Raw genomic sequence first — 14,915 nt, 5'->3', positions numbered from 1 at the left:
TTTATGTCGCTGCGGGCAAAAGCGGACATTGTACATGCCCGCGCCCGTCAATTCATGACAAAACCGACAGTTTGGCCGGTGCGGTCAGTCAGCTGTGACCAGCTTGGCCTGCCCCAAGTTCGCCAGGCGAATGCTGTTCTGCGCCTGCTGGATCTCGCCCTGGCTGCTGATCGGCCCCAAACGCACGCGGTGCAAGGTTTGCTGGTTACGCACGATGGAGCTGATGAACACCGGCGCGCTGACCATGGTGCTCAGTTTCGAACGCAGCAGTTCGGCGGCGTCCGGGTTGGCGAAGGCGCCCACCTGCAAGAAGCTGCCGCCGTTGCCTGCCGGCACATTGTTGCCGCCGACTTGAACGGGCACTACGGGTGCAGCGTGTTGCTGGGGTGGCGGCGTCCACTGCTCGACTCGGCCGGTGCTGGCCGGGATCGACTGGGTCTGGGCAACCTGAGGCTCCTTCAGCACCAACGGTGGCTGCTGGCCACGCTGGGCCCACCATTGTTGCGGGTCGATACCTTCGACGCGCACATGCGCGGTGCCGATTTCGGCGTAGCCGAGCTTCTTCGCCGCCGCGTAGGACAGGTCGATGATACGGTCGGAGTAGAACGGGCCACGGTCGTTGACCCGCAGGACCACGCTGCGGCCGTTGGCCAGGTTGGTCACCCGCACATAGGCCGGCAGCGGCAAGGTCTTGTGCGCCGCGCTCATGCCGTACAGGTCATAAAGCTCGCCGTTGGCCGTGTTCTGCCCGTGAAACTTGGTGCCATACCACGACGCGGTACCCTCGGCGCGGTAGTTGCGCGAGTCCTGCATCGGGTAGTAGGTCTTGCCCAGTACCGTGTAAGGGTTGGCCTTGTAGTTGCCGGTGTGCACGGTTGGCGTGGCGTCGGGGATCTTGTTCACGTCCACGTCCCACCACGGCGCACCGTCCTTATGGGCACGGTTGATGTCCAGGCCGGGCTGGGCGCGGACTGTATTACCGCTTTTCTGGGTGGTGGTCGGGCGGCTGGAAGAGCAGCTGACCAACAGCATGCCGACAGTCATGCAGGTCAGCAGCTTGAAGGTAGTGGCAGAGATGATTGCGCGCATTACTTGACGCCCCGTGCTTGGACCAGCTGTTCCGAAAGCTGATGCACCGCCATGGCGTACATCACGCTGCGGTTGTAGCGAGTGATCGCGTAGAAGTTCTTCAGGCCCATCCAGTACTCGGGGCCGTTTTCGCCCTCCAGGCGGAAGGCGGTGACCGGCAGATCATCGCGCAGCGCATCATGACTCGACCAGCCCAGCGCCCGCAACTCCCCGACAGTCTTCACCGGCTCGATACCCGTGGTCAGGCCTTCATCAACCCGCTCGCCCTGCACCATGGCACGGCTGACCACGCCTTCGCCGGCCACCCAGCCATGGCGCTTGAAGTAGCTGGCTACGCTGCCGATGGCATCGTCCGGGTTGTTCCAGATATTGATGTGGCCATCGCCGTCGAAGTCCACGGCATAGTTGCGGAAGCTGCTCGGCATGAACTGCGGCAAGCCCATGGCGCCTGCATAGGAGCCCTTGAGCGTGAGCGGGTCAAGCTGCTCGGCACGGGCCAGTAGCAGGAACTCGCGCAACTCCTTGCGGAAGAATTCGGCCCGCGGCGGGTAGTCGAAGCCCAGCGTCGAGAGGGCGTCGATGACCCGGTAATTGCCGGTATTGCGGCCGAAAAAGGTCTCTACGCCGATGATCGCGACGATGACTTGCGCCGGCACCCCGTATTCCTGCTCGGCCCGCGCCAATACCGCTTCGTGCTGGCGCCAGAAGTCCACACCGCGGGCGATGCGCGCGTCGGTGATGAACATCGGACGGTAGTCCTTCCACGGCTTTACCCGTTCGGCCGGCCGCGAGATGGCATCGAGAATTGACTGTTTACGCTGGACCTCACGGAACACGCCCATCAGCTGCTCGCTGGCAAAGCCGTAGTCGCGGGTCATTTCGCCAACGAACTCGGCCACTTGGGGCGAGCCTTCGTAGTCGCCGGCATGGGCCAGCTGGACAGCGCCGAACAGGCCCACCGCGCCGATCCACGGCGCACAACGGGCAGCCCAGTTACGCACTGCTTGCATGAAATTCTTCACCTTATTCAAACCTGTGCGATCCATTTGCGGTGCGTATGGATCGACATCAGAACGCCAAACGCTGACAGCAGCGTCACCAACGAAGTTCCGCCATAGCTGATGAAGGGCAGCGGCACGCCCACCACGGGCAGAAGGCCGCTGACCATACCGATATTGACGAACACGTATACAAAGAAGGTCATCGTCAAGCTGCCCGCCAGCAGCTTGCCGAACAGGGTCTGCGCCTGGGCCGTGATCATCAGGCCGCGACCAATCAGCAGCAGGTAGACGATCAGCAGCAGGCAGATGCCGACCAGGCCGAACTCCTCACCGAGCACGGCGATGATGAAGTCGGTGTGGCTCTCGGGCAAAAAGTCCAGGTGCGACTGGGTGCCCAGCAGCCAGCCCTTACCGAATACCCCGCCCGAACCGATCGCAGCCTTGGACTGGATGATGTTCCAGCCGGTGCCCAAGGGGTCGCTTTCCGGGTCGAGGAAGGTCAGCACGCGCTGCTTTTGGTAGTCGTGCATGACGAAGAACCACATGGCCACCGCCACCGGCACCGCCGCCGCTACCACACTGACAATCCAGCGCCAGCGCAGCCCACCCATGAACAGCACGAACGCACCAGAGGCCAGAATCAACAGCGCCGTGCCCAGGTCGGGCTGGCGAACGATGAGGATGAACGGCACGCCGATCAGCACCAGGCTGATCGCCACATGCTTGAGGTGTGGCGGCAAGGTGCGCTTGGACAGGTACCAGGCGATGGTCGCCGGCATGATGATCTTGAGAAATTCCGAGGGCTGGAAGCGAATCACCCCGGGGATATTGATCCACCGGGTGGCGCCCATGGCGTTGTGGCCCATCACGTCCACCACCACCAGCAACAGCACCCCGGTGACGTAGGCCAATGGCACCCAGCGCGCCATGAACCGCGGCTCCAGCTGGGCGATGACGAACATCGACACCAGGCCGATGCCGAACGAAGTCGCCTGCTTGAGCAGCAGGTCCCAGTTCTTGCCACTGGCCGAATACAGCACGAACAGGCTGCCAGCCGCGAGGGTCAGGAGGATGACCAGCAACGGGCCATCGATATGGATGCGCTGCAGGAAGCTGGCGCGCCGACGCATCACATCCTCGCTGGAGAGCATGCGATCGAAATTGTTCATCACAGGGCCGATTCCTGGGTAACGGTGGCGGGAGCGAACTCGGACTTGAGCCGGCCGTGCTCGTCGAGCAACCAGGCGTCCATGATCTGGCGCACCACGGGTGCGGCGACGCCAGAGCCGGATTCGCCGTTCTCGACCATCACCGACACCACGATCTTCGGGTCGTCGGCCGGGGCGAAGGCGACGAACAGGGCGTGGTCGCGGTGGCGTTCCTGAAGTTTGTTGCGGTCGTATTTCTCGCCTTGCTTGATCGCCACCACCTGGGCAGTACCGCTCTTGCCGGCGATACGGTACTGGGCGCCGGCAGCAGCCTTGCGCGCGGTACCACGGGCGTTGTGCATCACCTGCTCCATGCCGTGGGTCACCTTGGCCCAGTCCGACTTGTCACGCAGGATGATGTTTTCCATCGGGTTCTCGTCCACCGGCGGTTGGCCTTCGATGGTCTTGGCCAGGTGCGGGCGGTTCCACACGCCTTTGTTGGCGATCAACGCGGTGGCCTGGGCCAACTGCAGCGGCGTGGCCTGCATGTAGCCCTGGCCGATCCCGAGAATCAGGGTTTCGCCGGGGAACCAGGCCTGGCGGCGGGTGGCACGCTTCCATTCGCGAGACGGCATCAGGCCGGCGGACTCTTCGAACATGTCGAGCGAAACCCGCTGGCCGATGCCGAACTTGTTCATGTAGCTGGACAAACGATCGATGCCCATCTTGTGGGCAAGGTCGTAAAAGTAGGTGTCGTTGGAGCGCATGATCGCGGTATCCAGGTCGACCCAGCCATCGCCAGAGCGGTTCCAGTTACGGTATTTGTGATCGTAGTTGGGCAGCTGGTAATAGCCTGGGTCGAACACCCGGCTGCCGGCATTGACCACGCCACTGTCCAAACCGGCGATGGCCACCGCTGGCTTGATGGTCGAGCCAGGTGGGTACAGCCCGCGCAGTACGCGGTTGAACAACGGCCGGTCGATCGAATCCCGCAGCTCGGCATAGGCCTTGAAGCTGATGCCGGTGACGAACAGGTTAGGGTCGAAGCTTGGCTGGCTGACCATCGCCAGCACTTCGCCGGTACGCGGGTCGAGCGCCACCACCGCGCCACGACGGCCACCCAAGGCGGCCTCGGCGGCTTCCTGCAGCTTGATGTCGAGGCTCAGGACGATGTCCTTGCCAGGCTTGGGGTCGGTACGCTTGAGCACCCGCAGCACGCGACCGCGGGCGTTGGTCTCGACTTCCTCGTAACCGACCTGGCCGTGCAACGCATCCTCGTAGAAACGTTCGATACCGGTCTTGCCGATATGGTGCGTACCGCTGTAGTTCACAGGGTCGAGGGTTTTCAGCTCTTTCTCGTTGATACGCCCGACATACCCCACCGAGTGCGCAAAATGCGCACCTTGCGGGTAATGCCGCACCAACTGCGCGACCACTTCCACGCCAGGCAGCCGGAACTGGTTCACCGCCACCCGGGCGATCTGCTCTTCGCTCAGTTCGAACAGGATGGGCACCGGCTCGAACGGCCGACGGCCCTGGCGCATGCGCTTCTCGAAGAGCGCGCGGTCGTCGTCAGTCAGCTCCAGCACTTCGACGATATTGTCCAGCACTTCCTGCCAGTTACCCGCACGTTCACGGGTCATGGACAGGCTGAAGCTGGGCCGGTTATCGGCGATGATCACCCCATTGCGGTCGAAGATCAGCCCACGGGTCGGCGGGATCGGCTGCACATGCACCCGGTTGTTCTCCGACAGCGTCGAGTGATAGTCGTACTGGATGATCTGCAGGTAATACAGCCGCGCGATCAAAACGCAGATAAGCAGCATGATCGCCACCGCGCCAACCACGACGCGGTTACGCACCAGGCGGGCGTCTTTCTCGTGGTCCTTGAGACGGATCGGCTGCGACATCGGACTGCTTACAGGCTCATTTGTGGTAAGGGTGCCCGGACAACACGGTCCAGGCGCGATAGATCTGCTCGCCGATGAGTATCCTTACCAACGGGTGCGGCAACGTCAGCGGCGACAGCGACCAGCGTTGCTCAGCGCGTGCGCAAACCTCAGGCGCCAGCCCTTCCGGGCCGCCCACCATCAAATTCACCGTGCGCGCATCCAGGCGCCAGCGGTCCAGCTCGGTCGCCAGCTGCTCGGTACTCCAGGGCTTGCCATGGACCTCGAGGGTGACGATGCGTTCCCCAGGCTGAACCTTGCTCAGCATGGCTTCGCCCTCCTGACGGATCAGGCGAGCGACGTCGGCATTCTTGCCACGGGTATTCAGCGGGATTTCCACCAGCTCCAGCGACAGCTCCGGGGGCAGGCGCTTGGCATATTCATGCCAACCGTCCTCGACCCACTTGGGCATGCGCGAGCCGACCGCGATCAGGCGCAGACGCACGACGCTTCCTTATTCCCGGTCTTTGAGCTTGTCGGAGTACTCGTGAGCGTGGTCCGGGCTGTGGTGCTTGCCATCGGCGGCACGGCTTTGCTCGGCACCCTGCCACAGGCGCTCCAGGTCGTAGAACTGGCGGGCAGCGGCGGTCATCATGTGCACGATGACATCGTTCAGGTCCAGCAGCACCCAGTCGCTGTCGCCCTTGCCTTCTTCACCCAGGGGTTGAGCACCCTTGGCCTTGACGGCTTCACGGACCTTTTCGGCCATCGCGTTGATCTGGCGGTTGGACGTACCGGTGGCAATGATCATGTAGTCGGTCAGGCTGTGCTTTTCACGCACGTCGATGACCTGGATATCCTGGGCCTTGACGTCTTCCAGCGCTGCCTTGGTCACTTCGACCAGTTCTTCGCCGTAAATTTTCTGCTTGGTCATATAAAACTCGTTCAACTTGTTGGATGAGGTGCCGGAGCACCGTCAGTTAGGCACACGATACAGTTCGTGTGCCTCGATGTAGGCCAGTACGGCGTCCGGCACCAGGAACCTCACCGATTTGCCGCTGGCCAGCAGCTGTCGGATCTGTGTAGCCGACACCGCAAGCGGTGTCTGCCAGACGAACGAAATATTTCCCGCCGGGCCGGACATGGCGGTGGGATCGCTCTCGGAGCGCGCAGCCAACAGGTTGCGCAGCTCGTCAGGGGGTTCAACGTCGGCATCCGGGCGTTGCAACACCAGGATGTGACAGTGTTGCAGCAGCTCTTCCCAGCGGTGCCAGGCGGGCAGGCCACAAAAGGCATCCCAACCCAACACCAGGAACAGCTGGTCGTCAGCGCCCAGTTCGGCGCGGATCGACTCCAGGGTGTCGATGGTGTACGACGGCTTGTCGCGGGCAAGCTCGCGGGCATCCACGCTCAGGCAGGCAACACCCTGCACGGCGCTGCGCACCATGGCCAGGCGATCTTGCGCGGCCACTTGCGGGGTGTCGCGGTGCGGCGGCCGGGCATTAGGCAACAGGCGCAACTCGTCCAACGCCATCAACTCGGCCACTTCCAGCGCGCTGCGCAGGTGGCCGATGTGAACGGGGTCGAAGGTGCCGCCTAGAATGCCGATGCGCCGGACTGCCTGGGCCTTGCTCAACTCAGCAGGACTCCTGGCCGCGTAGCTGGCCGTCGCCGATCACCACGTACTTCTCGCAGGTCAGGCCTTCTAGGCCAACCGGGCCGCGGGCATGCAACTTGTCGGTGGAGATACCGATCTCCGCGCCCAGGCCGTACTCGAAACCGTCGGCGAAGCAGGTTGGGGTATTGAGCATCACCGACGCCGAGTCGACCTCTGCCATGAATTGGCGGGCCTGGCCCTGGTGCTCGGTGATGATCGAATCAGTGTGGTGCGAGCCATAGTGGTTGATGTGTTCGATGGCCTGGTCCAGGTCATCGACTACACGAATCGACAGGATCGCATCCAGGTATTCGGTGTGCCAGTCGTCTTCGCTGGCCGGCTTGGCCGCGATGAGCGCACGCGTGCGCTCGCAGCCACGCAGTTCGACGCCCTTTTCCTGGAAACGGCGGGCCATTTCCGGCAGGAAGCGCTCGGCTACACGCTGGTCGACCAGCAGGGTTTCCATGGCGCCACAGATGCCGTAGCGGTAGGTCTTGGCGTTGAAAGCGACGCGCCAGGCCTTGTCCAGGTCGGCATGTTCGCTGACATAGACATGGCAGATGCCGTCCAGGTGCTTGATGACCGGCACCCGCGCATCGCGGCTAATACGTTCGATCAGGCCACGGCCACCGCGCGGCACGATCACATCGACGAACTCGGGCATGCTGATCAGCGCGCCCACGGCTTCGCGATCGGTGGTCTCGACCACTTGCACTACCGCCGCCGGCAGACCGGCCTCGGCCAGGCCACGCTGGATGCAGGTGGCGATGGCACGGTTGGAGTGGATGGCCTCGGAGCCGCCACGCAAGATAGTCGCATTGCCGGACTTCAGGCACAGGCTGGCGGCATCGATGGTCACGTTGGGGCGCGATTCGTAGATGATCCCGATCACCCCCAGGGGGGCACGCATCTTGCCGACCTGAATACCCGATGGGCGGTAGCTCATGTCGCGGATGGCGCCGACCGGGTCCGGCAGGCTGGCCACCTGGCGCAGGCCCGTGATCATGCCGTCGATACGCGCCGGGGTCAGCGCCAGGCGGTCGAGCAGTGCGGGCTCCAGGCCATTGGCGCGGCCTGCGGCGAGGTCCAGTGCGTTGGCGGCGGTCAACTCGGCGCGGGCAGCGTCCAGTGCATCGGCAGCCGCTTGCAGGGCGCGGTTCTTCTGCGCGGTGCTGGCACGGCCGATCACCCGGGAAGCCTGGCGAGCAGCGCGACCCAAACGGGTCATGTAGTCAAGAACGGACTCAGTCATGGGTTCGGTGTCTTGGCGAAGGGGAAATCGGCTGATTATAACTGTCGCGCAGGTATACGCCCAGCGGCGGGTGGCGGATGGTAGAAAATGGCGGGCTTGGTTTGGTTTTTTTAATACCCGGGAGGTCGGGCGCCGCATGCGCGGCGCTCGATCTCCCAGGCATCAACCCCCCCCAAGACGAACACCTCTCAGCCCCCCAAAGAAACATACAGATACCATTCAACCCCCCACCCGGTTCAGCCTCGATTAAGCCATTCATTGCTATCATCCAGGCCTTTGAAGCCACGAACTGCCAGCATGCCAGCCCTGCCCGACCGCTTTTTCGACCGTGACGCCCAGACCCTGGCCAAGGATTTGCTGGGCAAGGTCATCCGCCATCGCCAGGGCGACCTCTGGCTGGCCGCGCGCATCATCGAGACCGAGGCCTACTACCTAACCGACAAAGGCAGCCATGCCTCGCTCGGGTATACGGAAAAGCGCAAGGCCCTGTTCCTCGACGGCGGGCACATCTACATGTATTACGCCCGCGGTGGCGACTCGTTGAACTTCAGCGCCCATGGCCCGGGCAATGCGGTGCTGATCAAGTCCGCCTACCCTTGGCAGGATGACCTCTCGAACGCCAACAGCCTGGCGCAGATGCAACTGAACAACCCCGACGCCAGCGGCAACCTGCGCCCGGCCGAGCGCCTGTGCGCAGGCCAGACCCTGCTATGCCGTGCACTGGGCCTGAAAGTGCCGCGCTGGGACGCGCAGCGGTTCGACCCTGAGCACTTGTACGTCGACGACTGCGGCATCGCCGTGCCGCGGGTGATCCAGGCTGCGCGCCTGGGTATCCCGCAGGGCCGCGATGAGCACCTGCCGTACCGCTTCGTCGACGCCGAATACGCTCGCTTCTGTACACGGAACCCGTTGCGACGCGGCCAAGTCGAAGGCCGAGACTTCTTCATTCATCAACAAGGAAACTGACACATGGGCCAATGGCTCGACAGCCTGACCGGCTGGCTAAGCGCCAACCCCCAGTGGCTTGGCCTGGCGATTTTCCTGGTGGCCTGCATCGAATGCCTGGCCATTGCCGGCATCATCGTGCCTGGCACCGTGCTGCTGTTCGCGGTCGCCGTGCTGGCCGGCAGCGGCACCTTCAGCCTGGGCGAGACGCTGTTGCTGGGCTTTCTCGGCGGCTTGCTGGGTGATGCACTGTCGTACACGGTCGGCAAGTATTTCCACCAGAACATCCGCCGCCTGCCACTGCTACGCCACCACCCGGAATGGATCGGCAGCGCCGAAACCTACTTCCAGCGTTATGGCATCGCCAGCCTGCTGGTCGGGCGCTTCATTGGGCCGCTGCGGCCCATGCTGCCGATGGTCGCCGGCATGTTCGACATGCCACTGCCGCGCTTCATTGCCGTCAGCCTGGTGGCAGGCGCCGGCTGGTCGGTTGCCTACCTGCTGCCTGGCTGGGCCACGGGCGCCGCCATGCGCCTGCCTTTACCGGAAGGCTTCTGGCTGGATGCGGGCATCCTTGCCGGTGCGTTGGCGGTGCTCATCGGCCTGAGCCTGAACAGCAGCATCCGCGATCAACGCCACGGCACTCGGCTGATCGCCGGCTTGAGCTTCGCGGCCCTGGCCGGGGTATTCCTGGGCTGGCCGTACTTGCACGAATTCGATCAGGGCGTGATGACACTGGTGCAGGAACACCGCAGCCAAGTCATCGACGGCACCGTGGTACTGGTGACACGGCTGGGTGATTTTCGCACGCAGTTTTTCCTCGGTGGGCTGCTGACCGGCCTGCTGCTGCTCGCCCAACAATGGCGCCATGCACTGTTTGCGGGCGGCGCATTGATGGGTACGGCGATTGCCAATGGCACGCTCAAGTGGCTATTCGCCCGCGCGCGGCCCGAGGTGCTGACCGACCCACTGACCAGCTACAGCATGCCCAGCGGCCACAGCTCGGCGTCGTTTGCGTTCTTTTTGGTAATGGCGGTGCTGGCGGGGCGTGCCCAGCCGCCGCGGATGCGCCTGACCTGGGTGTTGCTGGGGTGCATTCCTGCCTTGGCGATTGCGTTGTCGCGGGTTTACCTGGGGGCGCACTGGCCGACCGATATACTGGCCGGCGCCTTGCTGGCGTGCTGCGTCTGCGCGGTTAGCCTGACCTTGGTGCAGCATCGCCAGCCGCTTCCAGCACTGCCGCTGCGGGTGTGGTGGTTGGTGCTGCCGGCGTGTATAGCGCTGTTGGCGTTCTTTGCCATGCACGCGCTGCCGCAGGCTTTGGAGCGGTATCAGTATTGATGTTGCCTGTTCTGGCCTCTTCGCGGGGCAAGCCCGCTCCCACAGGCAGTCTGCCATGCACCACACCTGTGGGAGATTCTATGGTTTTCAGCAAGCCGGTTTGCTCGCTTTGGTGACATATTCGTCCTGATTTTTCATCAGGGCGAATGCTACGCGAGCAAGCTTTCTTGCCAGGATCACGAGGGCCTGGGTCGTTGCCTTGCCGCTGTTGCGGTGTTGTTCATAGATGCCTTTCCAGGCCGTAGACTTGCTAGCGGCCATCGCTGCGTTGTGCAGCAAGGGACGGATTTCTGAGCAGCCCCGTTTTGTGAGACGGCGTCGTCCAGCTTTCTGTCCAGAGTCACTCACTCGCAGATCCATTCCAAGAAATGCAATGTAGGAGTCACTGCTTTTAAATTCGCCCCTGACAAAGGCCATTACCAATGCCGTGGCTGTAAGGAAACCTATCCCCTCTACTGCCTGACAACGAGCAACTTGCTCATGCAGTCCGGTCTCTCGGAGCACTTCTTTCATCTTCTTTTGCATCAGCAGATCCAATCGATCTATTGATGTTACGAAAGCTTCGAAGGCCGCCTTCAAGAGGGTTTCATTAGCCCAGCTCTGAGTCATAGCGGTGCGAGCAGACACCAGTGCGGCTCTGCGGCGGAGGAGGCTCTGCAGCTTGCCGTAGACGGCTGGAGGCGGGCTCCAAGGACGAAGGTCCTCCCCCTCATTTCTCAAGAAACGAGAGAGTAACCGAGCATCAGAAGGGTCAGTTTTGACTCGCCCGCCAACACTTTTTCGGTAGTTGCTCAGTTGAAACCCATCGACGACATAAACACTGAAACCTAGTCCATGGGCCAACTCAACCAAGTCCAAGTGATAGACATTGGTCGCCTCAACAGCGATGGCAGTGTTCAGGGGTTGTTGCTTCAGCCACCGCTTGATGTCGGCTTTTGAATTTTTCAGTTTGATTACCTCATCACTGCTGTCGTGATGGATAACCAGCTCAGCTTTTGCAACGTCCGCACCCACGATCAATCTACCTGTCTGCATTGCCATGGGCCGTACTCCACGTTAAGGTTTTTAGGCTTGAAGGGGTTTCACCAAGAGGCGCTGGCTTGCTTCTATCGTCGCTTGCAAACGATGCATTCTTTATCGGCGCTTTGGTGGAAGGGGTGGGGCGATGTCTCCCACGGTCTGTACTGCTGCGAACAGTCAGAATCGGGCATTTAGTCCCACCACCCCTTCAAGTCTAACCATACAAGCGGGCTTGCCCCGCGAAGAGGCCACAACAAGCCACAGTGATCAGTCAGGCAAACAGCTCACCCTGAATCCGCTCCAACAGCCTTTGAATCTCTTCCAGCCGCAACTGCGGCGAGTCGATGCTCAGCAGGTCCAGCTTGTCCTCTTCCATGAACGGCAGCAGATACGCCAGCTGATTGGCCAACGCTTGCCGCCCATCCACCGGCCGCGGCATGTCCAGCGCCTCGACCATCGGGTGCTCACCCAGGGCAACCAGCAATGCCAGCAGGTCTTCGTCCGCCTCGCCCAGGGGGCTATCAGCCAGCTCCGGCAACCACTGCACCTGCCCGACCAGTAACTGGTCCTTCTGCACCTCGGTCTGCTCCAGGTTGAAACGCCGCACCCCTTCGACACGGATACCCAGCAAGCCGTTATCCTGCTGCACGAAGTCGCGGATCATCGCCTCGCAACCGATCGAAGCAACCGTCGGTGGCGCTTTGCCAACCTGCTCCCCTTCCAGGATGCACACCACCCCAAAGCCCTCGCCCTGCTTCATGCAGCGGCTGATCATGTCCAGGTAGCGCGCCTCAAAAATCTGCAAATCGAGGAAGCACCCCGGAAACAGCACGGTATTGAGGGGAAACAGCGGTAGCGTCATCACAACTCCTCAAGCCACCAGGCTGACCGCCAGCGGCAGGAACACCGCCGTGGCCACCCCCATCAGGCTCATCGCCAGCGCGGCGAAAGCGCCGCATTCATCACTTTCCTGCAGGGCCACCGAAGTGCCCACCGCATGCGCGGTCACGCCCAGCGACATGCCGCGCGCCTCAGGGCTGTGCACACCGAGGCGGGTCAACAGCGCCGGGCCGAAGATCGCACCGATAACGCCGGTGATCAGCACGAACACCGCGGCCAGCGCCGCCACGCCACCAATCTGCTCGGCCACCAGCATGGCGATCGGCGACGTCACCGACTTCGGCGCCATGGTCATCAGGATCATGTGTTCGGCGCCGAACCACCAGCCCAGCAGCAGGCAGCAGACCGTGGCGAACAGGCCTCCGATTACCAGCGTAGTAAATGTCGGCCAGAACAGTTGGCGAATACGCCGCAGGTTGAGGTAGAGCGGCACGGCCAGGGCCACGGTGGCGGGCCCCAGGAGCGTGTTCATGATCTCGGTACGCTGGCGGTACTCGCTGTAGTCGATGCCGCACACCAGCAGCACGCCAATTACCAGCAGCATCGACACCAATACCGGCTGCAGGAAGATCCAGCGGGTCTTCTCATAGCCCGCAAGCACGACCTGATAGGCCCCCAGGGTAATGCCGATGCCAAACAAAGGATGGTGGATGACTGCATCGAGCGCGCCTTGCCAGTCGAGCATCATGGCTGCTCCTCGCGCTTGCCTTGGCGGTGGATGAGCTTCTGCATCAACACGCCGACGAACACCAGGGTCAGCAGGCATGAAATGAACAGTGCACCGGCAATCGCCCAGAAGTCGGCGGCGATGTCCTTGGCATACACCATCACCCCCACCGCCGGCGGCACCAGCAGCAGTGGCAGGTAGCGCAGCAAGCTGCTGGCGGCTTCATTGAGCGGCTTGCCGACCTCCCCCCTGGCCATCAGGAAGCACAGCAGCAGCAACAGGCCGATGATCGGCCCCGGCAAAAACGGCACAAACAGGTGATTGATCGCCGTACCCAGCAGTTGAAACAACACCAGCCAGGTCAAACCACGCAACAGCATAAGCACCTCCCTCGGGCATGGCGGCCATTATAAGCACGCTAAGGGTATAAGCCGATAATCGCCGAAAAACGCGCAACTTGACTGAAACGGTGGGCCGTGCTGATCTTGCACCTTCGTACCAACTTACAACCTGGAGAGTCGCGATGCCCTATGTACCGGTTACAGAGCTTTCGCAGTACGTTGGCAAGGAACTGGGCCGTTCTGCCTGGCTGAAAATCGACCAACAGCGCATCAACCTGTTTGCCGAAGCGACAGGCGATTTTCAGTTCATCCATGTCGACCCGGAGAAAGCGGCGAAAACACCGTTTGGCTGCACGATCGCCCATGGTTTCCTGACGCTGTCGCTGATCCCCACGCTGATGGAGGACATCCTGGTCCTGCCGCAAGGGTTGAAGATGGTCGTGAACTACGGGCTGGACAGCGTGCGGTTCATTCAACCGGTCAAGGTCGACAGCCAGGTGCGGCTGAAGATCGATCTCGCCGAAGTGCTCGAGAAAAAACCCGGCCAGTGGCTGCTCAAGGCAATCGCCACGCTGGAAATCGAAGGGGAAGAGAAGCCTGCTTATATAGCGGAGTCCCTGTCGCTCTGTTTTGTCTGAGTGATCGCCGGGGCGCTGTGCGCCCCATTCGCGACAGGCCCCCGATACAATCCACAAACCCCGCGCACTCGCGTAAACTGCGAGCCTTCGCGCAGCCTCGGGCTGCCCCTGTCGATTTACCAAAGGTGCCCGCCATGCCCTGGCTGCAAGTACGCCTGGCCATCAGCCCGGAACAAGCCGAAACCTACGAAGACGCCCTGCTTGAAGTAGGCGCCGTCTCGGTCACGTTCGTGGACGCGGAAGATCAGCCGATCTTCGAACCCGACCTCAACACCACCCCGCTGTGGTCGCACACTCACCTGCTGGCCCTGTTCGAGGCCGATGCCGAGCCCGAGCAGGTGTTCGCCCACGTCCGCCTGCTGACCGGCGCCGAGCTGCCCGAGCACCAGGCTGAAGTGATCGAAGACCAGGACTGGGAACGCAGCTGGATGGACAACTTCCAGCCGATGCGCTTCGGCCGCCGCCTGTGGATCGTGCCAAGCTGGCACGAAGCGCCGGACAAGGACGCGGTAAACCTGCTGCTCGACCCAGGCCTGGCGTTCGGCACCGGTACCCACCCGACCACCGCCCTGTGCCTGGAATGGCTCGACGGCCAGCAACTCGAAGGCACCCAAGTGCTGGACTTTGGCTGCGGCTCGGGGATTCTGGCCATTGCCGCCCTGCTGCTGGGCGCGCGCGAAGCGGTCGGTACCGACATCGACGTGCAGGCCATTGAAGCCTCGCGCGACAATGCCCAGCGCAATGGCATCGCCGACGAGAAGCTGGCGCTGTACCTGCCCGAGCACATGCCGGCCATGCAGGCTGACGTACTGGTCGCCAACATCCTGGCCGGCCCGCTGGTCTCGCTGGCGCCGCAGTTGTCTGGCCTGGTCCGCCCTGGTGGCCTGCTGGCACTCTCGGGCATCCTTGCCGAACAAGGCGATGAAGTGGCTGCTGCCTACGCCGCCGACTTCGAGCTGGACCCGATCGCCGTACGCGATGGTTGGGTGCGCATCAGTGGTCGCCGCCGTTAAGCGCGCTAGAATAA

At 62.4% G+C, this 14,915-nt stretch carries 16 protein-coding genes; 4 read left to right on the top strand and 12 right to left on the bottom strand.

Features of this window, described 5'->3' with window-relative positions; all coding sequences use genetic code 11:
• Window positions 1-84: 84 nt before the first annotated feature.
• From HU750_RS05495 to HU750_RS05460, 8 genes are read right to left on the bottom strand one after another with little or no spacing between them, the layout of a single operon-like run.
• The gene (locus HU750_RS05495; protein WP_027592612.1) at window positions 85-1,089 is read right to left on the bottom strand and encodes a septal ring lytic transglycosylase RlpA family protein; all 1,005 of its coding nucleotides are present in this window, start codon (window positions 1,087-1,089) and stop codon (window positions 85-87) included.
• Complete coding sequence (gene mltB, locus HU750_RS05490; protein WP_027592611.1) at window positions 1,089-2,099, bottom strand: lytic murein transglycosylase B; 1,011 nt, start codon at window positions 2,097-2,099, stop codon at window positions 1,089-1,091. The genes HU750_RS05495 and mltB overlap by 1 nt, the downstream gene beginning before the upstream one ends.
• Window positions 2,100-2,116: 17 nt before the next feature.
• A complete protein-coding gene (gene rodA, locus HU750_RS05485; RefSeq protein WP_050580719.1) occupies window positions 2,117-3,220 on the bottom strand; it encodes a rod shape-determining protein RodA in 1,104 nt (367 codons plus the stop codon).
• A gap of 38 nt (window positions 3,221-3,258) precedes the next feature.
• The gene (gene mrdA, locus HU750_RS05480) at window positions 3,259-5,148 is read right to left on the bottom strand and encodes a penicillin-binding protein 2 (protein ID WP_027592609.1); all 1,890 of its coding nucleotides are present in this window, start codon (window positions 5,146-5,148) and stop codon (window positions 3,259-3,261) included.
• Window positions 5,149-5,164: 16 nt separating this feature from the next.
• Window positions 5,165-5,632, bottom strand: coding sequence for a 23S rRNA (pseudouridine(1915)-N(3))-methyltransferase RlmH (gene rlmH, locus HU750_RS05475; protein WP_023382530.1), 468 nt, complete (start codon window positions 5,630-5,632; stop codon window positions 5,165-5,167).
• 9 nt (window positions 5,633-5,641) lie between these two features.
• Window positions 5,642-6,061 carry a ribosome silencing factor gene (gene rsfS / locus HU750_RS05470; RefSeq protein WP_186677442.1) on the bottom strand — a complete coding sequence of 140 codons (420 nt, stop codon included), beginning with the start codon at window positions 6,059-6,061 and terminating at the stop codon, window positions 5,642-5,644.
• A 42-nt stretch (window positions 6,062-6,103) separates the two neighbouring features.
• Window positions 6,104-6,763, bottom strand: coding sequence for a nicotinate-nucleotide adenylyltransferase (gene nadD, locus HU750_RS05465; RefSeq protein WP_027592607.1), 660 nt, complete (start codon window positions 6,761-6,763; stop codon window positions 6,104-6,106).
• 1 nt (window position 6,764) lies between these two features.
• On the bottom strand, window positions 6,765-8,036 hold the full coding sequence (locus tag HU750_RS05460) for a glutamate-5-semialdehyde dehydrogenase (RefSeq protein WP_027592606.1): 1,272 nt from the start codon (window positions 8,034-8,036) through the stop codon (window positions 6,765-6,767).
• A 297-nt stretch (window positions 8,037-8,333) separates the two neighbouring features.
• On the opposite strand from HU750_RS05460, the gene HU750_RS05455 reads away from it, so the two are divergent.
• The gene (locus HU750_RS05455; RefSeq protein WP_186677439.1) at window positions 8,334-9,002 is read left to right on the top strand and encodes a DNA-3-methyladenine glycosylase; all 669 of its coding nucleotides are present in this window, start codon (window positions 8,334-8,336) and stop codon (window positions 9,000-9,002) included.
• Between the two features lie 3 nt (window positions 9,003-9,005).
• Window positions 9,006-10,322, top strand: a complete 1,317-nt coding sequence (locus tag HU750_RS05450; RefSeq protein WP_186677437.1) for a bifunctional DedA family/phosphatase PAP2 family protein — start codon at window positions 9,006-9,008, stop codon at window positions 10,320-10,322.
• A gap of 87 nt (window positions 10,323-10,409) precedes the next feature.
• Here the strand turns inward: HU750_RS05450 and HU750_RS05445 are convergent, their stop codons facing one another.
• The 4 genes from HU750_RS05445 to HU750_RS05430 form a co-directional block, all read right to left on the bottom strand.
• On the bottom strand, window positions 10,410-11,363 hold the full coding sequence (locus HU750_RS05445; protein ID WP_186677435.1) for an IS110 family RNA-guided transposase: 954 nt from the start codon (window positions 11,361-11,363) through the stop codon (window positions 10,410-10,412).
• A gap of 250 nt (window positions 11,364-11,613) precedes the next feature.
• A complete protein-coding gene (locus tag HU750_RS05440) occupies window positions 11,614-12,204 on the bottom strand; it encodes an LON peptidase substrate-binding domain-containing protein (RefSeq protein ID WP_099455398.1) in 591 nt (196 codons plus the stop codon).
• 9 nt (window positions 12,205-12,213) lie between these two features.
• Entirely contained in the window at window positions 12,214-12,930 is a 717-nt protein-coding gene (locus HU750_RS05435) for an LrgB family protein (protein ID WP_027592602.1), read from the bottom strand.
• Window positions 12,927-13,289: a CidA/LrgA family protein gene (locus HU750_RS05430; RefSeq protein WP_099455399.1), complete on the bottom strand. Its 363-nt coding sequence runs from the start codon at window positions 13,287-13,289 to the stop codon at window positions 12,927-12,929. The genes HU750_RS05435 and HU750_RS05430 overlap by 4 nt, the downstream gene beginning before the upstream one ends.
• Before the next feature lie 143 nt (window positions 13,290-13,432).
• Between HU750_RS05430 and HU750_RS05425 the strand changes: the two genes are divergently transcribed.
• Complete coding sequence (locus tag HU750_RS05425; protein ID WP_027592600.1) at window positions 13,433-13,888, top strand: MaoC family dehydratase; 456 nt, start codon at window positions 13,433-13,435, stop codon at window positions 13,886-13,888.
• A 134-nt stretch (window positions 13,889-14,022) separates the two neighbouring features.
• A complete protein-coding gene (prmA, locus tag HU750_RS05420; RefSeq protein WP_027592599.1) occupies window positions 14,023-14,901 on the top strand; it encodes a 50S ribosomal protein L11 methyltransferase in 879 nt (292 codons plus the stop codon).
• Window positions 14,902-14,915: the final 14 nt, after the last annotated feature.

The organism is Pseudomonas sp. SWRI50 (genome assembly GCF_014269095.1).
GTDB classification, from domain to species: Bacteria; Pseudomonadota; Gammaproteobacteria; order Pseudomonadales; family Pseudomonadaceae; genus Aquipseudomonas; species Aquipseudomonas kermanshahensis.
The sequence above is the reverse complement of the archived record's forward strand: the minus strand, read 5'-3'. Positions and strand labels throughout refer to the sequence as shown.